The organism is Shewanella chilikensis (assembly GCF_037953065.1).
Taxonomy (GTDB): domain Bacteria; phylum Pseudomonadota; class Gammaproteobacteria; order Enterobacterales; family Shewanellaceae; genus Shewanella; species Shewanella chilikensis.
This window is the reverse complement of sequence record NZ_CP149966.1, coordinates 191,660-218,573: the sequence shown is the minus strand read 5'-3', so window position 1 is coordinate 218,573 and position 26,914 is coordinate 191,660. Positions and strand designations below refer to the sequence as shown.

The 26,914-nt window shown below is 50.6% G+C and carries 36 protein-coding genes, 4 tRNA genes and 1 pseudogene; 5 read left to right on the top strand and 36 right to left on the bottom strand.

Features of this window, described 5'->3' with window-relative positions; genetic code table 11:
- Nucleotide 1: 1 nt before the first annotated feature.
- The 25 genes from rpmD to WKR14_RS00955 all read right to left on the bottom strand — a co-directional run bounded on the left by rpmD (nt 2) and on the right by WKR14_RS00955 (nt 10,734).
- Nucleotides 2-184, bottom strand: coding sequence for a 50S ribosomal protein L30 (gene rpmD / locus WKR14_RS01075; RefSeq protein WP_101057429.1), 183 nt, complete (start codon nt 182-184; stop codon nt 2-4).
- A gap of 6 nt (nt 185-190) precedes the next feature.
- Entirely contained in the window at nt 191-694 is a 504-nt protein-coding gene (gene rpsE / locus WKR14_RS01070; protein WP_025011973.1) for a 30S ribosomal protein S5, read from the bottom strand.
- A gap of 11 nt (nt 695-705) precedes the next feature.
- Complete coding sequence (gene rplR, locus WKR14_RS01065; RefSeq protein ID WP_025889969.1) at nt 706-1,056, bottom strand: 50S ribosomal protein L18; 351 nt, start codon at nt 1,054-1,056, stop codon at nt 706-708.
- A 10-nt stretch (nt 1,057-1,066) separates the two neighbouring features.
- Nucleotides 1,067-1,600, bottom strand: coding sequence for a 50S ribosomal protein L6 (gene rplF / locus WKR14_RS01060; RefSeq protein ID WP_101057428.1), 534 nt, complete (start codon nt 1,598-1,600; stop codon nt 1,067-1,069).
- A gap of 10 nt (nt 1,601-1,610) precedes the next feature.
- Nucleotides 1,611-2,006: a 30S ribosomal protein S8 gene (gene rpsH / locus WKR14_RS01055; RefSeq protein WP_025011970.1), complete on the bottom strand. Its 396-nt coding sequence runs from the start codon at nt 2,004-2,006 to the stop codon at nt 1,611-1,613.
- A 24-nt stretch (nt 2,007-2,030) separates the two neighbouring features.
- Nucleotides 2,031-2,336 (bottom strand): 30S ribosomal protein S14, encoded by a 306-nt coding sequence (rpsN, locus tag WKR14_RS01050; RefSeq protein WP_025011969.1) that lies wholly within the window; start codon nt 2,334-2,336, stop codon nt 2,031-2,033.
- A gap of 11 nt (nt 2,337-2,347) precedes the next feature.
- A complete protein-coding gene (gene rplE, locus WKR14_RS01045; protein ID WP_025011968.1) occupies nt 2,348-2,887 on the bottom strand; it encodes a 50S ribosomal protein L5 in 540 nt (179 codons plus the stop codon).
- Nucleotides 2,888-2,899: 12 nt separating this feature from the next.
- A complete protein-coding gene (gene rplX / locus WKR14_RS01040) occupies nt 2,900-3,214 on the bottom strand; it encodes a 50S ribosomal protein L24 (protein WP_025011967.1) in 315 nt (104 codons plus the stop codon).
- 11 nt (nt 3,215-3,225) lie between these two features.
- Nucleotides 3,226-3,594 carry a 50S ribosomal protein L14 gene (gene rplN / locus WKR14_RS01035; protein WP_011494644.1) on the bottom strand — a complete coding sequence of 123 codons (369 nt, stop codon included), beginning with the start codon at nt 3,592-3,594 and terminating at the stop codon, nt 3,226-3,228.
- Nucleotides 3,595-3,773: 179 nt separating this feature from the next.
- Nucleotides 3,774-4,022, bottom strand: coding sequence for a 30S ribosomal protein S17 (rpsQ, locus tag WKR14_RS01030; protein ID WP_025011966.1), 249 nt, complete (start codon nt 4,020-4,022; stop codon nt 3,774-3,776).
- Complete coding sequence (gene rpmC, locus WKR14_RS01025) at nt 4,022-4,213, bottom strand: 50S ribosomal protein L29 (RefSeq protein ID WP_011758342.1); 192 nt, start codon at nt 4,211-4,213, stop codon at nt 4,022-4,024. Before rpmC ends, rpsQ begins: the two co-directional genes overlap by 1 nt.
- Nucleotides 4,213-4,623, bottom strand: a complete 411-nt coding sequence (gene rplP / locus WKR14_RS01020) for a 50S ribosomal protein L16 (protein WP_039036042.1) — start codon at nt 4,621-4,623, stop codon at nt 4,213-4,215. Before rplP ends, rpmC begins: the two co-directional genes overlap by 1 nt.
- An 11-nt stretch (nt 4,624-4,634) precedes the next feature.
- On the bottom strand, nt 4,635-5,324 hold the full coding sequence (gene rpsC / locus WKR14_RS01015) for a 30S ribosomal protein S3 (RefSeq protein ID WP_101057426.1): 690 nt from the start codon (nt 5,322-5,324) through the stop codon (nt 4,635-4,637).
- A gap of 9 nt (nt 5,325-5,333) precedes the next feature.
- Nucleotides 5,334-5,666 (bottom strand): 50S ribosomal protein L22, encoded by a 333-nt coding sequence (gene rplV / locus WKR14_RS01010; RefSeq protein ID WP_039036040.1) that lies wholly within the window; start codon nt 5,664-5,666, stop codon nt 5,334-5,336.
- 15 nt (nt 5,667-5,681) lie between these two features.
- Entirely contained in the window at nt 5,682-5,960 is a 279-nt protein-coding gene (gene rpsS / locus WKR14_RS01005; RefSeq protein ID WP_025011962.1) for a 30S ribosomal protein S19, read from the bottom strand.
- Nucleotides 5,961-5,974: 14 nt separating this feature from the next.
- On the bottom strand, nt 5,975-6,799 hold the full coding sequence (gene rplB / locus WKR14_RS01000; RefSeq protein ID WP_101057424.1) for a 50S ribosomal protein L2: 825 nt from the start codon (nt 6,797-6,799) through the stop codon (nt 5,975-5,977).
- 11 nt (nt 6,800-6,810) lie between these two features.
- Entirely contained in the window at nt 6,811-7,113 is a 303-nt protein-coding gene (gene rplW / locus WKR14_RS00995; RefSeq protein ID WP_039036038.1) for a 50S ribosomal protein L23, read from the bottom strand.
- Nucleotides 7,110-7,715 (bottom strand): 50S ribosomal protein L4, encoded by a 606-nt coding sequence (rplD, locus tag WKR14_RS00990; RefSeq protein ID WP_025011959.1) that lies wholly within the window; start codon nt 7,713-7,715, stop codon nt 7,110-7,112. The genes rplW and rplD overlap by 4 nt, the downstream gene beginning before the upstream one ends.
- A gap of 17 nt (nt 7,716-7,732) precedes the next feature.
- The gene (gene rplC / locus WKR14_RS00985) at nt 7,733-8,371 is read right to left on the bottom strand and encodes a 50S ribosomal protein L3 (RefSeq protein WP_025889970.1); all 639 of its coding nucleotides are present in this window, start codon (nt 8,369-8,371) and stop codon (nt 7,733-7,735) included.
- A 27-nt stretch (nt 8,372-8,398) separates the two neighbouring features.
- Nucleotides 8,399-8,710 (bottom strand): 30S ribosomal protein S10, encoded by a 312-nt coding sequence (gene rpsJ / locus WKR14_RS00980; RefSeq protein ID WP_011635639.1) that lies wholly within the window; start codon nt 8,708-8,710, stop codon nt 8,399-8,401.
- A gap of 361 nt (nt 8,711-9,071) precedes the next feature.
- Nucleotides 9,072-10,256, bottom strand: coding sequence for an elongation factor Tu (gene tuf / locus WKR14_RS00975; protein ID WP_165564289.1), 1,185 nt, complete (start codon nt 10,254-10,256; stop codon nt 9,072-9,074).
- Between the two features lie 115 nt (nt 10,257-10,371).
- A tRNA-Thr gene (locus WKR14_RS00970) sits at nt 10,372-10,447 on the bottom strand.
- A gap of 9 nt (nt 10,448-10,456) precedes the next feature.
- Nucleotides 10,457-10,530 (bottom strand) — tRNA-Gly (locus tag WKR14_RS00965).
- Nucleotides 10,531-10,565: 35 nt separating this feature from the next.
- Nucleotides 10,566-10,650: transfer RNA gene (locus WKR14_RS00960), tRNA-Tyr, on the bottom strand.
- Nucleotides 10,651-10,658: 8 nt separating this feature from the next.
- Nucleotides 10,659-10,734, bottom strand: a tRNA-Thr gene (locus tag WKR14_RS00955).
- A 233-nt stretch (nt 10,735-10,967) separates the two neighbouring features.
- On the opposite strand from WKR14_RS00955, the gene coaA reads away from it, so the two are divergent.
- Complete coding sequence (coaA, locus tag WKR14_RS00950; RefSeq protein WP_039036033.1) at nt 10,968-11,915, top strand: type I pantothenate kinase; 948 nt, start codon at nt 10,968-10,970, stop codon at nt 11,913-11,915.
- Here the strand turns inward: coaA and birA are convergent, their stop codons facing one another.
- The 6 genes and pseudogenes from birA to WKR14_RS00920 form a co-directional block, all read right to left on the bottom strand.
- The gene (birA, locus tag WKR14_RS00945) at nt 11,916-12,875 is read right to left on the bottom strand and encodes a bifunctional biotin--[acetyl-CoA-carboxylase] ligase/biotin operon repressor BirA (RefSeq protein WP_101053117.1); all 960 of its coding nucleotides are present in this window, start codon (nt 12,873-12,875) and stop codon (nt 11,916-11,918) included. It abuts the gene before it with no gap.
- A 2-nt stretch (nt 12,876-12,877) separates the two neighbouring features.
- Nucleotides 12,878-13,903, bottom strand: coding sequence for a UDP-N-acetylmuramate dehydrogenase (gene murB, locus WKR14_RS00940; RefSeq protein ID WP_101053119.1), 1,026 nt, complete (start codon nt 13,901-13,903; stop codon nt 12,878-12,880).
- A gap of 299 nt (nt 13,904-14,202) precedes the next feature.
- Entirely contained in the window at nt 14,203-15,576 is a 1,374-nt protein-coding gene (locus WKR14_RS00935) for a M16 family metallopeptidase (RefSeq protein WP_412486220.1), read from the bottom strand.
- 56 nt (nt 15,577-15,632) lie between these two features.
- A complete protein-coding gene (locus WKR14_RS00930) occupies nt 15,633-16,961 on the bottom strand; it encodes a pitrilysin family protein (RefSeq protein WP_339087230.1) in 1,329 nt (442 codons plus the stop codon).
- 127 nt (nt 16,962-17,088) lie between these two features.
- Nucleotides 17,089-17,477: pseudogene (locus WKR14_RS21320) on the bottom strand (M20/M25/M40 family metallo-hydrolase); the annotation flags it as partial.
- A 108-nt stretch (nt 17,478-17,585) separates the two neighbouring features.
- Nucleotides 17,586-17,939 carry a hypothetical protein gene (locus tag WKR14_RS00920; protein WP_248953104.1) on the bottom strand — a complete coding sequence of 118 codons (354 nt, stop codon included), beginning with the start codon at nt 17,937-17,939 and terminating at the stop codon, nt 17,586-17,588.
- Nucleotides 17,940-18,271: 332 nt separating this feature from the next.
- On the opposite strand from WKR14_RS00920, the gene WKR14_RS00915 reads away from it, so the two are divergent.
- Nucleotides 18,272-20,374, top strand: a complete 2,103-nt coding sequence (locus tag WKR14_RS00915; RefSeq protein WP_224866862.1) for a putative bifunctional diguanylate cyclase/phosphodiesterase — start codon at nt 18,272-18,274, stop codon at nt 20,372-20,374.
- A 186-nt stretch (nt 20,375-20,560) separates the two neighbouring features.
- On the opposite strand, the gene WKR14_RS00910 is transcribed toward WKR14_RS00915, so the two are convergent.
- Nucleotides 20,561-21,151, bottom strand: coding sequence for a tRNA-uridine aminocarboxypropyltransferase (locus WKR14_RS00910; RefSeq protein ID WP_339087228.1), 591 nt, complete (start codon nt 21,149-21,151; stop codon nt 20,561-20,563).
- 454 nt (nt 21,152-21,605) lie between these two features.
- On the bottom strand, nt 21,606-22,454 hold the full coding sequence (locus WKR14_RS00905; RefSeq protein WP_339087226.1) for a PfkB family carbohydrate kinase: 849 nt from the start codon (nt 22,452-22,454) through the stop codon (nt 21,606-21,608).
- A 343-nt stretch (nt 22,455-22,797) separates the two neighbouring features.
- Between WKR14_RS00905 and WKR14_RS00900 the strand changes: the two genes are divergently transcribed.
- Nucleotides 22,798-23,964, top strand: a complete 1,167-nt coding sequence (locus WKR14_RS00900) for an MFS transporter (RefSeq protein WP_025009228.1) — start codon at nt 22,798-22,800, stop codon at nt 23,962-23,964.
- 33 nt (nt 23,965-23,997) lie between these two features.
- Here the strand turns inward: WKR14_RS00900 and WKR14_RS00895 are convergent, their stop codons facing one another.
- From WKR14_RS00895 to WKR14_RS00885, 3 genes are read right to left on the bottom strand one after another with little or no spacing between them, the layout of a single operon-like run.
- Nucleotides 23,998-24,426, bottom strand: a complete 429-nt coding sequence (locus WKR14_RS00895) for a GNAT family N-acetyltransferase (RefSeq protein WP_044735473.1) — start codon at nt 24,424-24,426, stop codon at nt 23,998-24,000.
- Nucleotides 24,423-24,953 (bottom strand): GNAT family N-acetyltransferase, encoded by a 531-nt coding sequence (locus tag WKR14_RS00890; RefSeq protein WP_107005815.1) that lies wholly within the window; start codon nt 24,951-24,953, stop codon nt 24,423-24,425. The genes WKR14_RS00895 and WKR14_RS00890 overlap by 4 nt, the downstream gene beginning before the upstream one ends.
- Nucleotides 24,954-24,956: 3 nt before the next feature.
- Nucleotides 24,957-25,835, bottom strand: a complete 879-nt coding sequence (locus tag WKR14_RS00885; RefSeq protein ID WP_339087722.1) for a patatin family protein — start codon at nt 25,833-25,835, stop codon at nt 24,957-24,959.
- A 353-nt stretch (nt 25,836-26,188) separates the two neighbouring features.
- Between WKR14_RS00885 and WKR14_RS00880 the strand changes: the two genes are divergently transcribed.
- On the top strand, nt 26,189-26,362 hold the full coding sequence (locus WKR14_RS00880) for a hypothetical protein (RefSeq protein WP_219014489.1): 174 nt from the start codon (nt 26,189-26,191) through the stop codon (nt 26,360-26,362).
- Between the two features lie 169 nt (nt 26,363-26,531).
- Complete coding sequence (locus WKR14_RS21315; RefSeq protein ID WP_420884224.1) at nt 26,532-26,852, top strand: excalibur calcium-binding domain-containing protein; 321 nt, start codon at nt 26,532-26,534, stop codon at nt 26,850-26,852.
- The last annotated feature ends 62 nt before the right edge of the window (nt 26,853-26,914 follow it).

Here is a 26,914-nt window from a genome sequence, read left to right as displayed (position 1 = left end):
ATTAGTCCTCCACCTTTACCATGTAGTAGACCTTATTGATCATACCGCGAATAGCAGGAGTATCTTCCAACTCAACGGTGTGACCAATACGACGCAGACCAAGACCTGTCAGAGTGGCCTTGTGCTTAGGCAGGCGGCCGATAGCACTTTTGGTCTGGGTTACTTTGATAGTTTTAGTAGCCATGGTGCATTACCCCCGAATTTCGTCAACATTCAGGCCACGCTTGGCTGCAATCTGCGCTGGTGACTTCATATGTACCAGTGCGTCAACAGTTGCACGAACGATGTTGATCGGGTTAGTAGAACCGTATGCTTTCGACAGTACGTTATGAACGCCTGCTACTTCCAATACGGCACGCATTGCGCCACCGGCGATAATACCGGTACCCTCTGAAGCAGGTTGCATGTAAACACGTGAACCAGAGTGGCGACCCTTCACCGGATGGTGCAGAGTGCCTTCGTTCAGGTTTACTGTAACCATGTTACGACGGGCTTTTTCCATTGCTTTTTGAATAGCAGCTGGAACTTCACGCGCTTTACCATAGCCGTAGCCGATCTTACCGTTACCATCACCCACTACAGTCAGAGCGGTGAAGCTAAAGATACGACCACCTTTAACTACTTTAGAAACACGATTAACTGCAATCAGCTTTTCTTGCAGATCGTCTTTTTGCTGAGCTTCTAATTTAGCCATTGTTTTACCCCTTAGAACTGGAGGCCAGCTTCACGAGCGGCTTCTGCAAGAGCAGCAACACGACCGTGATACTTGAACCCAGAACGATCGAAAGCAACAACAGTTACGCCTTTTTCGATCGCGCGCTCAGCAATAGCTTTACCTACTGCCTTGGCCGCATCTACGTTACCGGTGTACTTCAGTTGTTCCTTTACTGCTTTCTCAGCAGTAGAGGCAACAGCCAGCACCTGAGCTTCAGGGTTGATTACCTGAGCGTAAATGTGACGCGGTGTACGATGTACAACCAGACGGTTGACGCCCAGCTCTTGGATCTTCTTGCGAGCGCGAGTGGCGCGGCGCAAGCGAGATGTTTTCTTATCCATATCGCGTTACCTACTTCTTCTTAGCCTCTTTACGGCGTACTTGTTCGTCTTCATAGCGAACACCCTTGCCCTTATAAGGCTCTGGTGGACGATAGCCACGAATTTCAGCCGCAACCTGACCAACCAGCTCTTTATCGATACTTTTCAGTACGATGTCTGTTTGGCTTGGACATTCAGCTGTAACGCCTTCTGGCAATTGATGAACCAGAGGGTGAGAGAAACCCAAGGTCAGGTCCAGAGCGCTGCCGCTAACTTTGGCACGGTAACCCACACCAACCAGCTTCAGCTTCTTTTCGAAACCCTGAGAAACACCAACAACCATGTTGTTGATCAGTGCGCGAGCAGTACCTGCCTGTGCCCAAGCGTTAACAACGCCTTCAACAGGAGAGAACTTGATTTCTGCACCTTCAACAACAACGTTAACTGCGCTGTTGATTACTCGAGTCAGACTACCTTTACCGCCTTTAACGGTAATAGTTTGGTCGTTTAAAGTCACCTCTACGCCGGCTGGAATAGATACTGGTGCTTTTGCTACACGAGACATTCCTAGCTCCTTACGCTACGTAGCAGATAACCTCACCACCCATGCCTGCAAGGCGGGCGGCACGATCAGTCATCAGGCCTTTAGAAGTGGACACAATTGCGACACCCAGTCCGCCCATAACCTTTGGCAGCTCGTCTTTACCTTTGTAAATACGAAGACCAGGACGGCTTACGCGCTGGATAGTCTCAACAACAGGTTGGCCCTGGAAATACTTCAGAGTGATTTCCAGTTCAGGCTTAGCGCCTTCTTCTGCTACGGCGTAGTCAGTGATATAACCTTCATCTTTCAGCAGCTTTGCGATAGCAACTTTCAGTTTGGCAGAAGGCATCTTCACAGATACTTTGTTAGCAGCTTGGCCGTTACGAATACGGGTCAACATATCCGCAATAGGATCTTGCATGCTCATATTAGCTTACTCCGTGACAAGTGCTTACCAGCTGGCCTTACGCAGACCAGGAACTTCACCACGCATGGTTGCTTCACGCAGCTTGATACGGCTCAGACCGAATTTGCGCAGGAAACCATGTGGGCGGCCAGTTTGATTACAGCGATTGCGTTGACGCGATGCGCTTGAATCACGTGGTAGAGCTTGCAGCTTAAGAACCGCATCCCAACGAGCTTCGTCAGAAGACTCTGGGCTGCTGATGATAGCCTTAAGAGCTGCACGCTTTTCAGCATACTTGGCCACGAGCTTTGCACGTTTTGCTTCACGTGCCTTCATTGACAATTTTGCCATTTCGCTACCCCTTATTTCTTGAATGGGAAGTTGAAAGCATCAAGCAAAGCGCGACCTTCTTCGTCAGTATTCGCAGAGGTAGTGATAACAATATCCATACCACGAATCTTATCGACTTTATCGTAGTCGATTTCTGGGAAGATGATCTGCTCGCGCACGCCCATCGCGTAGTTACCACGGCCGTCGAACGACTTAGCGCTCAGACCACGGAAGTCACGGATACGAGGGATTGCGATGTCAACCAAACGCTCAAAGAATTCCCACATGCGCTCACCGCGCAGGGTTACTTTACAGCCAATAGGGTAGCCTTCACGGATTTTAAAACCAGCAACTGACTTACGAGCTACAGTCACAACTGGTTTTTGGCCGGCAATAGCAGTCATATCACGGACAGCATTTTCCATGATTTTCTTGTCAGCTACGGCTTCGCCAACACCCATATTCAGGGTGATTTTCTCAATCCGAGGGACTTGCATGACACTGGTATAACCGAACTTTTTAGTTAGTTCAGCAACAACAGTCTCTTTGTATCTATCATGCAGTTTCGCCATCGTTTACTCCAGTTACTTAACGAGTTCACTGTTCGATTTGAAGAAACGGACTTTCTTACCGTCTTCGAATCGGAAACCAACACGATCCGCCTTGCCAGTGACAGGGTTAAAGATCGCAACATTAGATGCTTGAATCGGTGCTTCTTTCTCAACGATACCACCAGTCACACCCAGTTGTGGGTTAGGCTTCTGGTGCTTCTTAACGAGATTGATGCCTTCAACAATTAACTTACCGGTAGTAAGTACACGAGTAACCTTACCGCGCTTACCCTTATCCTTACCGGCCAGTACAATTACTTCGTCTTCACGACGGATTTTTGCTGCCATTTTGAAGCTCCTTACAGTACTTCTGGTGCCAGCGACACAATCTTCATGAATTGCTCAGTACGCAGTTCACGTGTCACAGGTCCAAAGATACGAGTACCAATCGGGGCAAGGTTTGCGTTAAGCAATACCGCTGCATTCCGATCGAAGCGAATGACAGAACCGTCTGGACGACGTACGCCTTTCTTAGTACGGACTACCACCGCGTTATACACATCACCTTTCTTCGCTTTAGCGCGAGGAATGGCTTCTTTAACAGAAACCTTGATGATGTCGCCGATACCGGCATAACGACGATGAGAGCCACCCAAGACCTTAATACACTGAACTCTGCGCGCGCCGCTGTTACATGCGACATCGAGAGTCGATTGCATTTGGATCATTTTAAGTGCTCCGCTATCGTTACTACACAATCCCCACCATGGGGCTAAATAAACACCATTTTTGCCGTTCAAATCGGTCAAAAATGGCGCGCAAGTATAACACCATAAATAGAGGATGGATAGTATTAAAAAACAAACGGCCCCGAAAAGGAGCCGTTTACCAGTTTACCTAATAAAAATTAGGCCTTGCTTACTACTTCAACCAGAGTCCAAGACTTGGTCTTAGACAGAGGGCGACATTCGCGAATAGACACGAAATCACCTTCTTTACACTGGTTTTGTTCGTCATGTGCATGGATCTTAGTAGTACGTTTAATGTACTTACCGTAGATTGGGTGCTTAACTTGACGCTCAACAGCTACAGTGATGGACTTGTCCATCTTGTCGCTGATGACTTTACCCTGCAAAGTACGGATTTTCTCAGACATTATGCACCTGCCTTAGAAGTAATAATGGTCTTAACGCGCGCAATGTTACGGCGCACTTGTTTCAGCTGGTGAGTTTGTGCCAGCTGACCAGTGGCGTGTTGCATACGCAGGTTAAACTGCTCACGCAGCAGACCAAGCAGTTCAGCGTTCAATTCCTCAACGCTCTTTTCTCTCAGTTCGCTCGCTTTCATTACATCACCGTCTTAGTTACGAAGGTAGTCTTGATAGGCAGTTTAGCAGCGGCCAGTGCGAATGCTTCGCGAGCCAGCTCTTCTGAAACGCCATTCATTTCATAGAGTACCTTGCCTGGTTGAATCTGACATACCCAGTATTCAACGTTACCTTTACCTTTACCCATACGCACTTCAAGAGGCTTAGAGGTAATTGGCTTGTCAGGAAAAACCCGAATCCAGATTTGACCTTGACGCTTAATGTGACGTGTCATGGCACGACGTGCAGATTCGATCTGACGGGCAGTCAAACGGCCGCGGCCAACTGCTTTCAGACCAAATGTACCGAAGCTAACTTCAGTACCGTTCGCCAGACCGCGGTTGCGGCCTTTGAACATTTTGCGAAACTTCATACGTTTAGGTTGCAGCATTGCCGGCTCTCCTATTTACCACGAGGCTTGCGCTTAGGTTGCTGCTTCGGCTCTTCGATCTGAGGCACGATACCGTCCAGGACTTCACCTTTGAAGACCCAAACTTTAATGCCGATCACACCGTATTGAGTGTGACTTTCAGAGGTTGAATAGTCGATGTCAGCACGCAGTGTATGCAGAGGCACACGGCCTTCGCGATACCACTCGGTGCGCGCAATCTCAGCGCCGCCTAAACGGCCACTAACTTCAACTTTGATACCTTTAGCGCCCAGACGCATAGCGTTCTGTACCGCACGCTTCATAGCGCGACGGAACATAACACGACGTTCCAGCTGTTGAGCGATAGAATCAGCTACCAGCTTGGCGTCCAGTTCAGGCTTACGGATCTCAGCGATGTTAATTTGCGCAGGAGTGCCAGTAATTTTGGCAACTTCAGCACGCAGAACCTCAACGTCTTCACCTTTCTTACCGATCACAACACCTGGACGGGCAGTGTGAATGGTAACGCGGATGCTTTTCGCTGGGCGTTCGATAACGATCTTAGATACTGATGCGGCTTTCAGCTTCTCTTCGAGAAACTTACGCACTTCCCAGTCGCCGTGCAGATTAGCAGCGTAGTCTGCTTTATCAGCGTACCAGGTAGAGATCCAAGGCTTAGTGATACCCAGACGGATACCATTAGGATGTACTTTCTGTCCCATTGCTCTCTCCTAGCGATCTGATACAACCACAGTAATGTGGCTGGTACGCTTCATGATACGGTCGGCGCGGCCTTTAGCACGTGGCATGATGCGCTTCATAGTTGGACCTTCATCAACGAAGACTTTTCCAACTTTCAGTTCATCAATGTCAGCACCTTCGTTATGCTCAGCATTAGCAATGGCTGAATCCAGTACTTTTTTGACCAGTACGGCGGCTTTCTTGGGGCTGAAGGTCAGGATCTCGAGGGCCTTGGAAACAGGCAAACCGCGGATCTGATCAGCTACCAGACGAGCCTTTTGAGGCGACGTACGGGCAAAACGATGTTTAGCTAAAACTTCCATCTCATTCCTCCCGTATTAGCGCTTCTTCGCTTTCTTATCAGCAGCATGGCCGCGATAAGTGCGAGTTGGTGAGAATTCACCAAGTTTGTGGCCGATCATTTCGTCAGTTACGAACACAGGAACGTGCTGACGACCATTATGGACAGCGATGGTCAAACCAATCATGTTTGGAATGATCATTGAGCGACGTGACCAAGTCTTAATAGGCTTCTTGTCACCTGCTTCCACCGCTTTCTCTACCTTCTTCAGCAAGTGCAGGTCAATGAATGGACCTTTCTTGAGAGAACGTGGCATGGCGAATCCTCTTACTATTTATTACGACGACGTACGATGTACTTGTCAGTGCGCTTGTTACTACGGGTCTTGTAACCCTTAGTTGGCACACCCCATGGAGTCACTGGGTGACGACCACCAGAAGTACGGCCTTCACCACCACCATGTGGGTGGTCTACTGGGTTCATTGCAACACCACGAACTGTTGGGCGTACGCCTCTCCAGCGCTTGGCACCAGCTTTACCCAGCTGACGCAGCATGTGCTCGGCGTTACCAACTTCACCCAGAGTCGCGCGGCAATCAACTGGCACTTTGCGCATTTCGCCAGAGCGAAGACGCAGAGTGGCATAAGCGCCATCACGAGCTACAACTTGTACATAAGCACCGGCAGAACGTGCAATCTGAGCACCTTTGCCAGGTTTCATTTCAACAGCGTGAACTACGCTACCAACTGGGATGTTACGCAGTGGCAGGGCGTTACCTGTCTTGATTTCAGCTTCTACGCCAGAAACGATTTTGTCACCAGCCTGCATGCCTTTGGCAGCCAGGATGTAGCGACGCTCACCGTCTGCGTACAGTACCAGCGCAATGTGCGCGGTACGGTTTGGATCGTATTCCAGACGCTCAATCTTCGCTGGGATACCATCTTTATCACGTTTGAAGTCAATCAGACGGTAGTGTTGCTTATGACCACCACCAACGTGACGAACAGTGATACGACCAGTGTTGTTACGGCCACCACTCTTAGATTTTTTCGCCAACAGGCCAGCAAAAGGTTTACCCTTGTGCAGGTCAGAGTTAACCACTTTAACGACGTGGCGACGACCTGGAGAGGTTGGCTTACACTTAATAACTGCCATGAGTAATCTCCTTACGCTTCAGCGCCGACGAAATCGATGTCAGCACCCTCAGCCAGAGTAACATAGGCTTTTTTCCAATCGCTGCGACGACCAACACGGGCACCGTGACGCTTGGTTTTGCCTTTGTTCACCAGAGTGCGAACTGAATCAACTTCAACTTCAAACAGTTTTTCAACTGCAGCTTTGATCTCAGCTTTAGTGGCGTCGATAGCTACACGGAAAACTACAGTGTTGTTCTTCTCAGCAACCACAGTGCTCTTTTCAGAGATGTGAGGCGCCAGAATAACTTTCAGTAAACGTTCTTCGCGGATCATGCCAGCATCTCCTCGATTTGCTTAACAGCATCAGCAGTTACCAGCACTTTGTCGAACGCGATCAGGCTTACTGGGTCAATACCAGCAACATCACGAACATCAACCTTGTACAGGTTGCGAGCTGCCAAGAACAGATTCTCGTCAACTTCGGAAGTCACAATCAATACGTCTTCCAGACCCATGTCTTTCAGCTTGGCCTTCAGCTCTTTAGTTTTAGGAGCTTCAACAGCAAACTTTTCAACAACGATCAGACGTTCCTGACGTACCAGCTCGGACAGGATGCTCTTCAGAGCGCCGCGGTACATTTTCTTGTTGACTTTCTGGCTGTGATCTTGGGTTTTAGCAGCGAAAGTTACGCCACCGCCACGCCAGATTGGACCCTTGACACCACCCGCACGAGCGCGGCCAGTACCTTTTTGGCGCCATGGCTTCTTGCCAGAGCCAGTCACTTCAGCGCGAGTTTTCTGAGCACGAGTGCCCTGACGCGCGTTTGCAGCGTAAGCTACAACTACCTGATGAACCAGTGCTTCATTAAAGTCACGGCCGAAGGTAGTTTCGGAAACTTCAAGAGCGCTTTGCGCGTCTTTCAATACCAATTCCATTACTATCTCCTCAGACCTTAGGCTTTAACGGCAGGCTTGATGATCAGGTCGCCATTGGTAGCGCCTGGAACAGCACCTTTAACCAGCAGCAGGTTACGCTCAGCATCTACACGTACTACGTCCAGATTTTGAGTGGTAACACGCTCAGCACCCATGTGGCCTGACATTTTTTTGCCTTTGAATACGCGACCTGGCGTCTGGTTCTGACCGATAGAACCGTTAGCACGGTGCGCCAATGAGTTACCGTGAGTCATATCCTGGGTACGGAAGTTCCAGCGCTTAACGCCGCCTTGGAAACCTTTACCTTTTGATTGACCGGTAACATCTACTTTCGCTACGTCAGCGAAGATATCTACGTTCAGCTCAGCACCAACTTCAATGCCTTCGCCTTCACCGTCTGCCAGACGCATTTCCCACAAACCACGGCCGGCGTCAACGCCCGCTTTGGCAAAGTGACCTGCTTCTGGCTTAGTGATGCGATTGGCTTTTTTGGCACCAGTAGTAACTTGAAGTGCACGGTAGCCGTCGTTTTCCAGAGTTTTCACCTGAGTAACGCGGTTTGCATTTACTTCAATTACAGTAACAGGGATAGACACGCCATCTTCGGTGAAGATGCGGGTCATACCCACTTTACGACCAATAAGACCGATAGCCATCTCTCAAACCTCTTCTAAGGATCTCAATTAACCCAAGCTAATCTGTACGTCGACACCAGCCGCAAGATCCAGACGCATCAGCGCGTCGACAGTCTTCTCAGTTGGCTCTACGATGTCAACCAAACGCTTGTGAGTACGGATTTCGTATTGGTCACGAGCATCTTTATTAACGTGCGGAGAGATCAAAACGGTATAACGCTCTTTGCGCGTAGGCAGTGGGATAGGACCACGTACCTGGGCGCCAGTACGCTTAGCAGTTTCAACGATTTCCGCGGTAGACTGATCAATCAAACGATGATCAAATCCTTTCAAGCGGATACGGATTCTTTGGTTCTGCATTGACCAGAGCTCCTAAAATGGACACATAAAAAATCACCCTCTAGCCATTTCCTTTCTTGGAAAGACAGAGCGAGATGATTTAACCGTTCGACTCCCAATCGGAGTCGCTGTATTTGTGTTTAGCCCCGAGGGCTAAATCAACTTTTGTCGCTTACTCAAGTTAAGCGAGGAGGCTATTATACTCATCCAGTTACGGATTACAAGCCTACTGTCGGAATTATCAACAGCATTAACGCTGTCAAAAAGTGGCGCAAATTATACTGACTTCAACACTCATTGCCAACCATTTTTGAACGACTGACAAACGGCCAGTAAAAAGGCGACCCTAAGGTCGCCTTTTTATGATAGCCGAGATCCGCAATTAAGCGATGATCTTAGCTACAACACCAGCACCAACTGTACGGCCACCTTCACGGATTGCGAAGCGCAGACCTTCGTCCATCGCGATTGGGCAGATCAGAGTTACAACCATCTTGATGTTGTCGCCTGGCATTACCATCTCTACGCCTTCTGGCAGTTCGATAGTACCGGTCACGTCAGTTGTACGGAAGTAGAACTGTGGACGGTAGCCTTTGAAGAATGGAGTGTGACGACCACCTTCTTCTTTAGACAGGACGTAAACTTCTGATTCGAACTTGGTGTGTGGAGTGATTGAACCAGGCTTAGCCAGTACTTGACCACGCTCTACTTCATCACGCTTGGTACCACGCAGCAGGATACCGCAGTTCTCACCGGCACGACCTTCGTCCAGCAGCTTACGGAACATTTCTACACCAGTACAGGTGGTCTTGGTAGTGTCGTGGATACCCACGATTTCTACTTCGTCACCAACTTTGATGATACCGCGCTCTACACGACCTGTTACTACAGTACCGCGACCAGAGATTGAGAATACGTCTTCGATAGGCAGCAGGAATGGCTTATCGATATCACGCTCTGGCTCAGGGATGTATGTATCCAGTGCTTCTGCCAGTTCAATGATCTTGGCTTCCCACTGAGCGTCGCCTTCCAGAGCTTTCAGAGCAGAACCCTGAATTACTGGCAGGTCATCACCTGGGAAATCGTACTCAGACAGCAGTTCACGAACTTCCATCTCTACCAGTTCCAGCAGCTCTTCATCGTCTACCATGTCACACTTGTTCATGAATACGATGATGAAAGGTACACCTACCTGACGAGACAGCAGGATGTGCTCACGAGTCTGTGGCATTGGGCCGTCAGTAGAAGCTACTACCAGGATTGCGCCGTCCATCTGGGCAGCACCGGTGATCATGTTTTTAACATAGTCAGCGTGACCTGGGCAGTCTACGTGGGCGTAGTGACGAGTTGGAGTGTCATACTCGATGTGAGAGGTATTGATGGTAATACCGCGCTCACGCTCTTCTGGAGCGTTATCGATCGCTGCAAAGTCACGCGCCTCACCACCGTAAGTCTTAGACAGTACAGTTGAGATAGCAGCAGTCAGAGTGGTTTTACCATGGTCAACGTGACCAATGGTGCCCACGTTAACGTGGGGCTTACTACGTTCAAATTTAGCTTTAGACATGGTATTGCCTCAATCTAAGATTTTCTGGTGGTGAAACCATATATAGTGAAAAAGTCCGATGCAAATGAATGTCATCGAACAGATTATAAAGGTAAAAGTAGAATTTAAGAGAGGCTGGTGCTGATAGGCAGATTCGAACTGCCGACCTCATCCTTACCAAGGATGCGCTCTACCACCTGAGCCATATCAGCATGCAAATTTGGAGCGGGCAGCGGGAATCGAACCCGCGTTATCAGCTTGGAAGGCTGGAGTAATACCATTATACGATGCCCGCGCAACCTACTTAAGGCTACCTACTTACCTTGAAAATGGTGGAGGGAGAAGGATTCGAACCTTCGAAGGCGGAGCCGTCAGATTTACAGTCTGATCCCTTTGGCCACTCGGGAACCCCTCCAATAAAATTGGTGCCGGCACCAAGAGTCGAACTCGGGACCTACTGATTACAAGTCAGTTGCTCTACCAACTGAGCTATGCCGGCACTTCATTTCGGTAGCGGATATTAGGTAAATGTTGGGTCGAGTGCAATAGTAAATTGGTTTTTTTTCGCAAAAAAGCCCTGAATGGTGTTTTTTTACGCTGGCACTGCGTAGCGATTAGACTTCCCCCTAACCCTTTGTACACGGGATAAACAATTCGGTCTGGCATAGGGATTTTTTATTGTTCACGAATAATTCATGGTGTACTGTGCCTTGCCTGAGCAGAGGAAATCAGATGACAACAGCCAACTCAATTCAACAGGCATTGTATATGCCTTTTCACCGCCAGCAATGGGCCGAACTTCGTGAGTCTGTGCCTTTGACCTTGAGCGAAACCGAATTGAAGAAGCTGCGGGGGATTAACGAAAAAGTTTCCCTCACAGAAGTTACCGACATCTATCTGCCCCTCAGCCGTCTGCTTAACTTGATCGTTGGCGCCAAGCAGCAAAGAGGTTTGGTGTTAAATGAGTTTTTGGGGCAAACCCCAGCGAAGAGCCCATACATTATCAGTATTGCCGGCAGTGTCGCCGTAGGGAAAAGCACTACAGCCCGTATCCTGCAGGCACTGTTGAGCCATTGGCCCGAACACCCTAAAGTCGATCTGATTACCACTGATGGTTTTCTCTACCCGCTGGCCGAGCTGAAACAAAAAGGGTTGTTGCAGCGTAAGGGCTTTCCGGAAAGCTATGACATGAAGCTATTGGTGGAGTTTATCGCCGCCATTAAGTCAGGCGCCGAGTTGGTCGAGGCTCCTCTATATTCCCACATCAGTTACGACCGGCTTCCCGAAGTGCAGCAGGTCAGACAGCCGGACATTTTGATCCTGGAAGGCTTGAATGTACTGCAGACAGAGCTGGATTCTCCAGTGAGTATCAAGCGGCCTTTTGTTTCTGATTTCGTAGACTTCTCTATCTATGTAGATGCGGACGAATCACTGCTGAAACATTGGTATATAGACAGGTTCCTGCAGTTCCGGCATACAGCTTTTGCCAATGAACGCTCCTATTTCCACCACTATGCCAAGCTGAGCGATGCCGAAGCCGAACATATAGCCGCCAATATCTGGGACACTATCAACGGCCCGAACCTGAATCTGAATATCGAGCCCACCCGCGAGCGGGCACATCTTATTCTGAAAAAAGGTCAGGACCACCTGATGGATCAAGTGCTACTGCGAAAATAATCAAGCACCGCGTAAACTGATTTCCCCACCAACAAAATGCTGTGTGCCTGTATCTGTCTGCAGGATAACGCCGCCTTGCTCATCCACTCCCAGGTAGTGGCCGCTAATCTGCTGCTCACCCAGCAGCAGTTTGACCTGTTGACCGGCAAAGATATCGGCACTCTGCCACCTGGTGCTGAATGCCGCCAATCCTTGAGTTTCAAACAGCTTAATATCTTTCAATAACTGTTGGTAAAGATTGATAGCCAACTCCGTCTTGTCCGGCATAGAATCAAGGCCACTGAGATCGCTCCAGGGTTGATCCAGTTGCTCACCCAGTTCAGCAGGCATAGCCATATTCAAGCCTATTCCGATCACTAGATCGCATTCGCTGTCGGCAGTACCACTCATTTCAATCAGTACACCGGCAAGTTTACGGCCATCGAGATAGATATCATTGGGCCACTTCACTCCCAAACCTGTAATACCGAAAGACTCCAACACACTAACCAGAGAACAGGCGACCACCAGACTTAAGCCCATCGCCTGGGAAAGACCTTGAGAGAACTGCCAGTACAGGGAAAAGTAGAGGTGACTGCCGTAGGGCGACAACCACTGGCGTCCTCTACGCCCTCGTCCAGCCGATTGATACTCGGCAATACAGAGATCACCATTACTCAATTCATCGACATGGTTGAGCAGGAAGGTGTTGGTACCAGCCAACTCATCAAAGTAAAAACAGCGGTTATCTATAGCGGAAAGCAAACGCGGCTTGTCGATAAGATGCAAACTTCTCGCTAACTTATAACCTTTGCCTTTCACGCTGAAAATATCGATCCCAAAGGCGGCCAAGGCGCTGATATGCTTGCTGACGGCGGTACGGCTGATACCGAGCTGTTCGGCCAGTATCTCGCCGGAAACAAACTCACCCTGCTGCAACAGCTGTAATATTTCCCGCTTGCGCTTCCACTGTTCGGTCATCGTCAGAGACTCCTCTCTCCTGTTGCCGCAAAAATTCGCGGCTCGGGTAGTAATTCAACACCGAAACGCGTTTGCACTTGCCTGATAATTTCCCGCGCCAAATTAGCCACATCTTCACCGCTGGCGCCGCCTTTATTCACCAGCACCAAGGCTTGCTTATCATGAACTGCGGCAGCTCCCATCTGGAAACCTTTCAAACCTGCCTTATCGATAAGCCAGCCCGCGGCCAACTTAACAGTACCATCCTGCTGAGCATAACCCACCAAATCAGGAAAGCGTTCGGCCAACTTAAGATAGTCGGCAGCAGCAACCACTGGATTCTTGAAAAAGCTGCCGGCATTGCCAAGCACGGTAGGGTTAGGCAGTTTTTCCTGACGAACCTGACATACCTGCTTAAAAATCATAGGCGCGGTCACTTTTGTCTCTTCAGCAAGTGACTGCAACGGCCCATAACTCAGTTTGGGCTGCCAGTCTTTAGGCAGTTTCAAGCCGACAGAGGTGATCACAGCCCTGCCCTTGAGCTCGTTTTTGAAAATTGACTCTCGATAGCCAAAACCACAATCAGCGGCCTCGAGACGAGTTATCCCCCCGGTTTGCAGATCCAGATACTCAACCCAGTCACATACCTGGCACAGTTCAACCCCATAGGCACCTATGTTTTGAATCGGCGCAGCACCAACCGTTCCAGGGATAAGAGCCATATTCTCAAGTCCCGGCATCCCCAGCTTAAGCGTTTCACAAACCAATTCATGCCAGTTTTCACCGGCGGCAACCTTTAAATAGAAATGCGCTTGGTCCTCACTGACGTCGATTCCCTTGGTAGCGACTTGAATCACGCTCCCTTGATAATCCTCAAGCAACAATAGATTACTGCCGCCACCGAGGATCAGCATAGGGACATCATCATCCTTGTGCTGCATACAAGCCCGGACAAGCTCAGCGGTAGAACTCACTCTGATGAGTTCCCGACAATAACAATCGATTCCAAAAGTGTTCAAGGATTTAAGGGAGTGGACTAGGGCTGACATCTAAAGCTTTCACTGCAAATAAAAGCAGCATTGTAACGGGATTAACCGACTATTTCAGCCTTCAGCGGTTAAACATACTCAAACAAGTCAATCGTCTATCCAATAGAACTGATATCACACTTTAGCGTTCAACAGGAAACTCATTAGGGGGACTATGATGTAGCGATCATAGTGGTAAAAAGCTTCCGGTGTTATGACAGGCAATTGCAGATTAACTTTACCGGGAATGTGTCTGAATCACTGTGCTCCAAGCAAGACAGTCAAACAACAAGAAGCGTTGTTTGACTGCCATGAAAGGATTAACCGCCGAAACCGACATCCTTGATATCGACCCGGGTCACCTCGCCATACTTGGCCGCTATCGGGGCTATCTTGTCGCCACTGCCAATCAGCACCATCTGCAACTTATCCTTGGGGAAGTAGTTGTCAACCAACTGCTTGGTCTGCGCCAGAGTCAGTCCATCCACCCGTTGCTGGAATTGATTGATATAGGACTCATCAAAACCGTACAGGTACATGTCTGACAGCAGACCTGCCAACTGGCCGCTGGTTTCAAACTTGGGCGGGAACTGGCCTTTGACGTAGGCCTTGGCCGAATCCAGAGTCTGCTGATCTATCCCTTTCTGCCACAGGCGGCTGTAGGTCTTGAGTGCCAAGTCAATGGCTTCCTCTGTAGTAGCCGACTTGGTGAAAGTACTGATCATAAACACCCCTGAGTCACGATAGGGGACGAAACCCGAGCGCGCGCCATAGGTTAAACCGGCATTCACCCTCAGCTCATCGTTGAGCCAGGAGGTAAAACGGCCACCGAGTATGGTGTTGACCACAGTCAGGCCCACATAGTCAGGGTTATCCTGAGTCACACCCAGGCCACCTATGGTGAAGGTGGTCTCTATCGCGTCCGACTTATCCACCAGCAAGACTCGGCTGGCAGACAGAGTCGGCAGCCCGTGCTTGAGGTCGACGGCACGCAGCGATTCACTGTTGCTCCATTGACCGAATGCCGCCTGCAGCTTGGCCTTCATCTGCGCCGGGTCGAAATCGCCCACCACGCTGATAGCGGTATTGGCCGGTTGATAGTAGCCCTTGTGGAAGGCTCTCAGCTGGTTGACCGTCAACTGGGACACAGACTCACTGGTTCCCGAAGTGGCATTGCCATAAGGATGCTGACCGAAGACCAACTTGTTGAAGTAGCGCCCAATCACAGACTTGGGACTCTCTTTCTCCTGCGCCAGCTCGGCGACTCTGCGGTTCTTGAGTTTATCAAACTCGCTAGCATCAAAGTCGGGACGGGTCAGCACATCGGCAAACAATCCCAGCATGGTATCAGCATCTTTGGCCATAAAATCGGCACTGAGGTAACTGCCCTCACGGCCGGCATCGGCATTCAGACTGGCACCGAGAAAGTCCACCTCCTGCTCTATGCTGGCCTTGGTGCGACCGGCGGCGCCAAGCAACAAGCCCTGAGCCGTCACCTCTGCCACACCGGCTGTGGTGTCATTGACGCTGCCGACTTTCACCACGGCGTTCAGGGTGATCAACGGCACCTCTTTCTGCGGCATCAGCATCAGCGTCAGGCCGTTACCCAGAGTGACTCTTTCATAAGTTGGCAGTACAAAGTGGCCGGTATCCTGGCTCACCTTCACCTGGGTAGACTGACAACCTGAAACCATCAAGGCTGCAGCAATGGCCACGGCGCCCAGAGAGGCCTTGAGAGAAAAAACCTTGCTCATTGATCCGCCTCCTCTTGTGCAGCCAGTACCCCCACAGTGCGGTTGGCCCGGCGCAGGTATGTTTCTGCCACCCTTTGAATGTCGGCCACTGTGACCCGGTTATAGGCATCCGGTGCCTGGAACAGCTTGTCGAAGCTACCGAAATAAAGTTCGTAAGTGCCCAGGGTATTGGCCTTGCCATTGATGGTTTCCATACTGCGATAGAAATCCATCAGCTTGATATTTTTGGCTTTTTCCAACTCTTCAACCTTAACGCCGTCACGGGCAATACGGTTGACTTCTTCAATCAATGCCTGTTCCAGAGTGGTGGCGCTGACACCTGGGGCCGCCACCCCAAGGATGTACAACAGGTTGGGGTCAAAAGACATGGGCATATAAGTCTCGGCGGCAATCGCCAACTGCTTGTCCACCAAAGCCTTGTAGAGACGCGAGCTGTTGCCCTCACTCAGAATCGAGGTCAGCAGATCCAGCGCGTAATAGTCTTTATTGGTGGTGGCCGGTACGTGATAGGCCAGCATGATATTAGGCGTGCTGACAGACTCTTTCTTGACGAAGACCCGTCGTTCCCCTTTTTGCAGCGGCTCGACTGTCTTCACCGCCTTGGGTGGCTCTTGCACCGGGATAGGGCCAAAGTAACGCTGGGCCAGACGCTTGACCTCGGCCAGCTTAACGTCACCGGCAATCACCACAACCGCATTGTTGGGGGCATAGTAGGTCTTGTGATACTGCACCAGATCTTCCAAGGTCCAGGCCGCAATATCAGATTCATGGCCAATCACTGACCAGCTATAAGGATGCGCCCTGAAGGCCACACCTTTTACCTCTTCCTGCAGGGTACGCCAGTTGGAGTTTTCCAGCCCTGTGGTACGTTCTGAGGCAACTACGCCGCGCTCACTCTCTACCATCTCGGCATTGATATCCAGCGCCGCAATCCGATCGGCTTCCAGATCAAAAATGGTTTCCAGCGCATTGGAAGGGAACCAGTCGGTATAAACGGTCACGTTTTCAGTAGTGTAGGCGTTATTGGCGCCACCGGCCGCTTCCATGGTGCGGTCAAACATCTTGGGGCCGTATTTCTTGGAGCCATTGAACATCATATGCTCGAAGAAGTGGGAGATCCCTGTGATCCCGGGCACCTCGTTGCGTGAACCCACCTTCCAAAACAGATACATGTTGGCATTGGGAATGGATGAGTCTTCCAATACCATGATTTTCATGCCGTTATTCAGGGTAAAACTCTGAATATCTTCGGCCGTGGTCGCCTGTGTTGTCGCCGCCCCAAGAAGGCTGGCTGACATCAGCAGGGCGGTCAGCGTACGCTTCATTGGGTCGCTCCTTGGCTGATTGCTGATTTCAAAAGATCCAATATCGGGTAAAAAAGCACTGCAAATCAAGTAACAAGTGATACGGAATTGTCAGATTTTGTAAGCAAAGTGCTTTATCCCGTACGGTTTATTTGTTGCTTAAGCTGGAGAGTGCCAGTGTGGTCAACGCCTCTACCCCCGTATTGAACGCTGCTTCATCGGCATAGAAATAGGGGGAGTGATTGCTGGCCGCCGTTGCCGGGTCAGTCCCCTTAGGAGTTACCCCAAGAAAGAAGAAAACTCCCGGGGTTTCTTGCGCGTAGAAAGCAAAGTTCTCAGCCCATGTGATAAGCCCGGGTTCCACCAGCCTCTCCCCTTGCCGACCACTTGCTCAAGCAATGGCCTGACTTCGGCCACCAATTCAGCACTGTTCACCAGCACAGGATAGCCTTGGACTGCCTCTGTCTTCGCCTCAGTGCCATTGGCTTGCGCTATCATTTCAGCGGTCTTGCTCAGTTGCCGTTTAATATTGGCTCGGCTAGAGGTTCTACTAATAGTAAATTGAGCGTCAGCCGTTATTGAAGACCTCCAAGTTTAGTTAAACGGCAAACACTTTAACTTGGGGGGCTGAAGTACAGATTTGGCTTAAGGCTCTATTTTCTTCTGTTTCAGCTTCTTCATCTTGGGCTCGTCGATTTTACGCTCTTTGGCCGCCGCCTCTTTGGCTTCCTGCAGGTATTTCTGCTCTCGCTGCGCCCTCTCATCAAACTGTTTACTGGCCTTCAGCCTCTGCTCCTCCTGCCAGTCACCGGATTGCTGGCGCTTGAGCACCTTCTGCTCCCGCTCGGCAGTTTCCTTGGCGGCAACCCTGGCCTTTTCCAACTGTTCCTGTTCCAGACGTCGGGCATCTTCACTGGCCTTTTCACTCAGCTGCGTCAAATCGGTCGCACTCACGCCAAAGGCCAGCAACCAGCTCAATAACAGTATTAATCTCGCCAAAATTCGCTCCTGCTTAGAGAGAACAAAAATTCATCTTCCAAGGACTATCACACATTTTTTCACCAGTTTGACCGATAATGAAGGTTTTTAGCAACAAAACGAAATTTTGATTGAGCCAAAGAGTAGATCTGTTTAGCTTTAAACTAACGGATTGAAATGCTGTTCCACATAACCGTTTGCCCAACCAATAAGCTATAGGGTGCAAGGCAGGTCACCACATAGTCGGAAGTGTTAGCTTCCTTCCTGTTGGTTGAAAAGCCGAATATGCGGAGCTGTGTAAACATAACAAAGGGAAGTGGTTCTCAACGGAGAACGACAAGGGAGTATCCTGGATGATCCGATGGACACAACTGTTACAGAGCCTGGTGGCCGACACAAAACTCGGCCCCCAGTTGCAACTCTGGCGCAGCGAGCCTCACTCGACACCTCTGGCCTTATTCATGGGGTGCAAAATTTTTGCCGCCAATCAGGCAGCATTGGATTACTTCGCCTGTGTTCACCAGGAAATTCTCGATGCCACTCTCTACGACTTTGCTCCCCGACTGCAATTAGGCGGTCAGAGCAGTATAGAGTTGGCCAAAAAACTCATGCAAGCGGCGGCGGCCAGCTCTCAAGTACAGGAGTGGTTACACCTCAATCGCCACGGCAAAGAGCTGCCAACCCGCCTCTACCTGGAACCCGTCAGAATAGATAGTAATAAGATGATCTTGGTGAGGTTCGAAGCCTTGGATCGTCGCCTTAGTCCCAGAGGTGAAGCTCAAGACGTATTCGGCCTGCTGCCCCGCAGCGTATTGGCGGGCATTCTTGAAGAAAGTGCCGAAGCCGTTGTCATCAGTGATACCTCGGGCAAAATCCTTGCGGTCAATCGAGCCCTCTGCCGTCTTTGCGGCTTTAGTCAGGCGCAGTTAATAGGTCAGCAGTTGCAGATCCTCGAAACCGCAAACGATCCCAAGCAGAGAGAATGTCGTGCTGCGCTGGCGCAGCGGGACTTCTGGCAGGGAGAGGTCAGTCATACCCGGGTCGATGGCAGTCACTTCCCCGCCTGGCAGAGCAGTCGCAGGTTGCAGACTGAATCCGGTTGTTATCTGGTCACCATCTTCAGCGATATCAGCGAGCGTAAACAGCTGGAATCACGCCTGACAGAACAAGCCATGTTTGACATGCTGACAGGGCTTCCCAATCGCCGTCATATGAAGCGCAAGCTGCGCCAGGTTCTCAGAGCCAGTCTAGAGGCCTTCAACCAAGGAAAGCCAACCACGGGAGCCTTGATGTTTCTGGACCTCAACGGCTTTAAACATGTCAACGACAGTTTCGGTCATTCCATGGGGGACAGAATACTGCAACTGGTCGCCGCCAGGCTGGAAGCCGGTTGTATAGAGAGAGCCGATATCGCCCGTATGGGCGGCGATGAATTTACCCTGGTGTTGCAAGATTGCCGCGACAAGGAAGATATCTACCTTTTTGCACAGCAGATATTGGCTCTATTCGAGACCCCATTTGAACTGGAAGGACAAAAGTTTTACCTGGGTACCAGTATAGGTATCAGCCTTTTTGGCAACCAGGAGATAGACCCTTCCGAACTGCTGAGCCAAGCCGACACCGCCATGTACAGTGCCAAACGCAGCGCCAGCCATATCAATTTCTATGACAGCTCCATGAGTGAGGCCGCCGAACATAAACTTAAACTGCTCGGCGATCTGCGTCACGCCTTGGGTCTGGGACAACTAAGCCTGTTTTATCAACCCATAGTCAGGCTCAAAGATAACCATATGGCCGGTGCCGAAGCACTGCTGCGCTGGCACAAGAGTCCTCATGAACTGTTGGAAGCGGCCGATTTTGTACCCTTGCTTGAAGAAACCGGTCTAATAATCACTGTCGGCAACTGGGTGGTAGAGCAAGCCTGCCGACAACTGGCTGTTTGGCGGCAACAGGACAACGACTTTATTATTTCAGTCAATATATCGCCGCTGCAATTAGAGCACCTGGACTTTTACCAACAGGTAAAATCTGCACTGCAACATCATCAGCTTCCCGCACAAGCCTTGATTCTGGAGATCACCGAATCGGCATTGCTGGGCCACCCACGTCAGGCCAAACAAACCCTCAAACAGCTCAGGGCACTGGGCGTCAAAATAGTTCTCGATGATTTCGGTACCGGGCTGTCATCATTGAGTCGTTTGGGCAGTCTGCCACTGGATGGGCTAAAAATTGCCGGTGAATTTGCCGAGCAATTGCAACATCAAAAAGGCAAACGTTTGTGCCAAGCCATAGTACAGCTGTCACAAGCACTTGAACTCAAATTTGTTGCCGAAGGAATAGAAACCGAATATCAAAATAATATGGTACGACAAATGGGGGATGGACTGGCTCAGGGATTCTTTTTCGGTTACCCCTTACATCCAGAACAGTTTGCCTTAGCGCATTTTGATCTATAAGAGCTCGATACTAAGAAGGGTGAACAGAACTGTCGGCAACAGAGTTACTCTGCTACCACTCCCCTGCAAAAGCGGTAAGCCGACAGTCCCACTCCATCATCAAGGATGATGTAGGCTCATTAAAACCGGATTCACTTATAAATGTCGTGATCTACACGGAATTTTCGCGACTACTTACTCACTTACTCAATACCGCTCACGCACTTTGGCCGGCATCCGCCGTAGCCTCTGCTCCACCAGCTCAGCAAGTAATGCGTACATAGGTGCCACATCCAGCCCAGGCTCCAACTGAGACAGAGCTGCAGCTGCAGCCTCGAGTGTCGATAAGCTATCACTGCGATTAGCCTTGCGGATGCGATACGCTGTCGGCACCGCCAGTGGCAAATGCCTTTGAGGCAACGCCTGTAACCAAGGGTTAAGCCGATACATTTTCAAGGTTTTGCGCCAGGTGCCGTCCAGCAGGATAAGCCTTACAGCTTCTGATGAGTCATCCGCCTGCAACAGCTGACTGTTATCAGAAGGATAGAGCAAGAAAGTCGGCATGCTATCTGTTGTCAGTTCAGCTCTCAACTCGGCAAAATCCGCCTCGGTTTCTCCCACTATCACCCGGGTGTCCGGCACGGCCAACTGCAACAAACGCACACTATTTTTGGCATGCTCGACCTCCGAAGGATGCTGCAGCACCAGCAGATGGCTACCAGGATATATTGCAGACACTGCAGTACAAACACAGGCCGTTTCTGGGTACCCACATTGTTCACAATAACAGCGCGACATACCTAATATCTTTCCTTAATCAGCACTTGCTCTCTTCAACGCCATCTTGCTATTTATAGTCAGGCTGATAGTCGATCATCTGCCAAGACGGCAGCTCAGTAATGCCAATATTAACACATGCCCCAGGTTAAATTCGGCTCAGAGTCCGATGCCAAAATGAAACGGTTAATGAGAGTCCACTGTATGACAACAATGCTTTATAAATAGAACAACTCTGTCCTCATCGCCTTTGCTTCCAGTTAGGTGACTAACAGAACTTGTCGAAAATCCGACCTCAAAAACAATGGTAAAAGATATAAAAAAGCCCCGCTCAAAGAGCAGGGCAAGCCAGTTAGCACATAAATAAGAAGGGAGAAACCCGCAGAGCCCTTAAGCTCTAACCAAAGATCGCCAGCAAGATTAAGCACTCTTGATGACAGCAGCATGACACTGATGCGGGATTTTTATGACAAGCTCAATCCTGCTGTGCTTGCAGGTACTGACGTAAGGCGTCTCCCGGAATCGAGGTTTCCGAGGCAACCGCGAAAGCCGCCCACTGAGCGGCTTCATTCATGGCCTGTTCCACTGCCATTCCCGATACCAAACCATGGATAAGCCCGGCGGCAAAGGCATCACCGGCACCCGTGGTATCCACCACTTTCGCTGGAACCGCCGCTATCAGCGTCTCACCATTCTCCTGGTATAACACCGCGCCCTGCTCGCCTTGAGTCACAATAAAGTATGTAAGTGCATCACCGGCTATCTGACGCCCAAACTGCCAGGGGCTGAGCTCGCTGCGCCCTTGCATATCGGTTATCGAAGACAGCAATACATGGCAGGGTCTTGGCCTGTCATCTTTGGCCAATTGTGCCACCACCAGAGTGTGTTCCAGCGCGGTTCGCGCCCAACTGACCGCCCCTTCGGCAGAGGAGTTGATATAGAGCGCATCCCACTGCGACCACTTGGGCGGCGCCGGCAATTCAAATATCGGCCGCTGCGGCCGGATAATGGTGCGCTCGCCATCCGGGGTCATCACCAACAACATTTCACAGGTATTGCCTGCTCGCCGCTGCACCCTGCGACAATCCAGCCCTTGGGTACTGGCTTCGGCCAGCAGCCAATCGCCCATCTCGTCTCGCCCAACCTGACTGACCAGAGCCACATTATGACCGGCCCATTCCAGCCCTATGCCAGTGTTGGCGCCACCACCACCCAAGCGTTGGCCACCATCCTGATAATGGAATCTACCTCCGGTACGCAAGGGTTTATCCAGCAATAAGATTCGGTCACAGTTAAGGTTGGCAACGAGCAAAATCTTGGCCATAGAAATAGTCCACAGAAACGAATGACCCCATCTTACCCCAGGGCAAACACTAAATGCAGCGCAGCCAACAACAAAGGCCACAAGAGGTGATATTGCCAAACGGCTAAAAACACCGTTTTAACTCAGCAAAAATTGCCGTTCAAGCGAGTTTTTATTTACATTTATTCAAAGTTAAAACAGACTATTAAACATCCAGACTTTGGTGAAATTTTCTTTCCAAGACAACAAAATAAACTCACTTTACCCGAGCGTTACAGACTCCTATATTCGCGGAAAATTTCACCATTCAGACTTTTTAAACTGATCTCCGTTTAAAAGGTCGTTTTTCTATTTGGAGTCTGAGTTGTCCCAACCTCACGCCACCGCTCACAACAACAGTGCCTGGGTACCTGTTGCGGGTTTGACCCTGTTTGCTCTGGCTTCCGGCTATCACATGAGTCTGCTGCCGCTGGCATTGGACGGTTTTGGCTTAGCGACAGATCTGGCGGCTTGGCTGGCGAGTATTTTCTATTTCGGCCTGTTGCTCGGGGCAACTTGTATTTCACCTGTCGTGGCACGTCTGGGACACAGAGGTGCCTTCATCCTGTTTCTATTGCTACTGGCGGCGACAGTGGCTGGCATGCCCTTGGTGGTTAATGGTCAGTTTTGGCTGGCGGCGCGCTTCATTGCCGGGATTGCCGTGGCCGGCATCTTCGTAGTGGTGGAGTCCTGGTTGTTGATAGCCGACACCGCCAAGCAGAGAGCCAAGCGTTTGGGCTTCTATACAGGCTCACTCTATGGCGGTAACGCCCTGGGACAACTGGGTGTGGGACAGTTGGGTGTCGATGGTGCCATGCCGCATATTTTGGTGGCTATAGTACTGGTGTTGGCCGTATTGCCGCCACTGCTGGCCAAGCGCTGCCAGCCACAAAAAATACAGCATCAGAAGATTAGCTTCAAAGAAGTCAGGCATGTCAGTCGCCCTGCCATCATGGGCTGTCTGGTTGCAGGTTTGGTATTGGGCCCCATCTATGGCCTGATGCCTGTGTTTCTCAGCGAGCAGACAGGTGACCACCAGCTGACGGGCAAACTGATGGCCATAGTGATCCTGGGAGCCATGTTGGTGCAACCCCTGGTCAGTTGGTTGTCTCCCAGATTCAGCAAGACTCTCTTGATGGCATTTTTCTGTTTGTTGGGCGCCGCCGGGGTTGTGGGTATTCTGCTGAGTCACAGCACTTTAGTGATGGGCTTCAACCTGTTGCTGCTGGGGGCTGCCGCCTTCGCCCTCTACCCTATCGCTATTACGCTGGCCTGTGACAGCCTCGACAGCAGCAAGATAGTGGCGGCAACCGAACTTATGCTGCTCAGCTACTCTGTGGGTTCAGTTATCGGGCCTCTGGTGGCCAACGGCTTCCAGCAACAGCAGGGTCTGCCTATGTATCTGGGCTTGTGTCTGACCACAACTTGTATCTATATGCTGTTGTCCAGTGTGCGACCAACCCGTGGCCGGATGCCGGCACTGCGTCCCTGAGCCGCTGCTGAGGCTCAGGATCCTTGGCCGGACTCAGGCACTCAACTCGGCCTTGGGCGGCCAGACAAGATACATGCCCTCACTGGCCGGTGAACTGAAACTGAAACCAAATTTGAGGTACAGTTGCGGCACATCGGCCATCAAGGTGATATAGGCACCCTCGAAGGCGTGAGCTTTCAGATAGTCCATCACCTTTTGCATCAACAAACGCCCCAAGCCTTGTCCCTGCCAGCGGGGATCGACAGCCACATCCACCACTTCAAAATTAATTGCGCCGTCCCCCACCACCCTGGCCATGGCGATACACTCACCCTCGAAAACAAGTTGCACACCATAGAGGCTGTTGGGCAGCGCCTTTTCGACACCGACTCTCGGCCTAGGGCTCAGTCCGGTAATCTGCCGCAAACGGATAAAGTCCTCCACAGCGGCGGTTTGCTCCAGAACTTCAACTTGCTGTTTCATTTGGATAACCACTCCTTTGCCAACAGGGCATATTGATACTCACAGCCCCAGCGTCCCTTAAAGAAAATATTGTCGATAAAATGCCCTTCGCGGCGAAAGCCCAAGGCCTCAAGCAAGCGCCAGGCAGGGCGGTTCTCCGTGTCGGTAATTGCGATCACCCTGTGCCTGCCAAGCTCACGAAACAGGTAATCCAGCACGGCGAATACCGCTTCCCTGGCGATACCCTGCCCCTGGCAGAGTGGATCCAGGCTGAATCCCAACTCCACTTGCTGCTCATCAATGAAGTGCAAGGCCAGATCGCCGGCCAGAGTGCCGTCGGTAAGCTCAATAGCCAGTTGATACCAATGACCGCTCAGCGCCCAAGCTTTTGGAATGGCTTCATACAAGGTCTTGGCTTGTTCGAGACTGAAGGTGTCCCAGCTTTGATAACGAGCCACCTGCGGCTCCTGCCGATAACGGCTGAAGGCGGCAAGATCTGACGCTCTTAAGCGGCGCAGTGTCAGGTTGGTGCTTGTAATTGGCTCCATTCGCTATCCAGCCCTTTGCTTTTCACCAAAACAACTGAACTCCTGTACAGCCGGTAGCGCTTCACGGCCATCGGCCAGCCCTAAATGATACACAGCCTCTACCTTGTTGATGTCGCGCTCCAGCCTCGACAAGTCCAGCGCCATCTTGGGTTGGATCACCATGGCACTCCCTTCAGCAACCGCCTGTTGTAATTGTTGTTGTGCCTGGTTGTACACCTGATGGCGCCTCAGCAAAGCCTCGGCAACCTTGGGGTAACGCCGATAGGCCTTTTGTGCCAACCATTTAAACTTAAAGGCTGACTTACTGTAATCCGCGGCCTGGGTCAGGATAACCAGCTGTTTTTGATAGCCGTCAGCTCTGGCTTGCTGCAGCGGGATAGGAGCCGCAATGCCACCATCAAGATAAGGCACCCCATTGATGGCGACGGGTTTGGAGATAAAAGGCAGGCTGCTTGAGGCAATCAGTATCTGCAACAGCTCGTCGTGGCCACCAAAATCACTCATGCCAAAGAAGTCGGTTTCACCGGAAAGGCAGTTGAAAGCACCTATTTTGAATTCGGCCCCCGAGGACAGGAAGGTCTCAAAATCGAACGGCAGCAACTCGTGAGCCATACGTCTATAGGTGAAGTCAGTATTGACATAATTGCCCGTCTTCAGCAGATGCCTCATGCCCATGTAGCGCTTATCTGCAAGATAACGCTGCTGAATTAACAGGTTACGCCCTTTCTGTCTGGAAAGGTACGAAGCCGGGTAGATGGCTCCAGCGGAAACCCCTACCTGATAATCAAACATGACTCCGGCTTCCAGGAAAGCATCCAGCACCCCGGCGGTATAAATGGCGCGCAGGCCACCGCCCTCCAGCACCAAAGCCGTGCCTTGCAGTTGCCTAAACTCTGTGACCATTATGATTCCCCCAATACAGCCAATAGCGCAGCATAGCCAAGCAAGGCCCACAGGGGAAGCCACTCTTGAAATACCCATACTTTAGCAGTAAGAAATTTGCCTTGGATTACTTAAGCTTATGCTGATTTTTCATTAAGAAATCCGCCAAAAACATTCAAATTTATTGTCAACTCACCCTTGGCAACCCCTGGTGGCATAGGGCTTGCCCCAGCTTGGCCGGGTCCAAATGCCGCCGATATCAGTCGAGTCGGCACCATCAGACAACTGATTAAAAAGTAACTTATCTGCAGTGGCAGGAAGCCACGCAGTATCGCCTGACAGGAGTTAAAGGAATGGATGCTAGCAATCAAGGAGAAATCTGCTTACTGCCGCAGTTGGCCAACAAGCACAAACTCAAGCTCTATCGCTGCTGTCTGGAAGAATTTCGACAGTTGGGCTACTGGGACCAATATGTGCAACAGGTGCAGGATGAAATGAACAGGCTACAGGCCTTGGCGGAAGAGTAAACTGCATTACACCCGGTAATAGGGTGACACAAGTCAAATTTAAGTTGAATTTTTCCCCGGAACAGGCTGCAATAGCGACGCAAAATTTCACCTTGGGCGGTTTAGCCACTCAAAGATGCAAAGCCAACTTCAATTTGGCCAAGGATGCCGAAATACTTAAGGGAAAAAGATGAAACGCTTTGTTTTTTATTTTATTTTTGGTTATGCCTGTTACCTGAGTTGGGTAAAACTCAGCGGCAATGAACCGCAACAGCTGACCGACATTCACCAGGACACCATAAGCAACAGCATCCGCGAAGCGGCTCAAACTGCGCCACGCTATGCCAGTAAATCTGTGGATATGGATGCCAACTTCCACTGCGATGGACGCCAGTACTGCAGTCAGATGACCTCCAGAGCCGAAGCCGAGTACTTCAACCGTTACTGCCCCAACACCAAGATGGATGGCGACAATGATGGCCGTCCCTGTGAAAACGACAGCCGCTGGTAAAGCAATAATCCGTCTTGGCCTGTAGCCATTTCCCCAACTGGCAATGACAATCCACTGGTAAT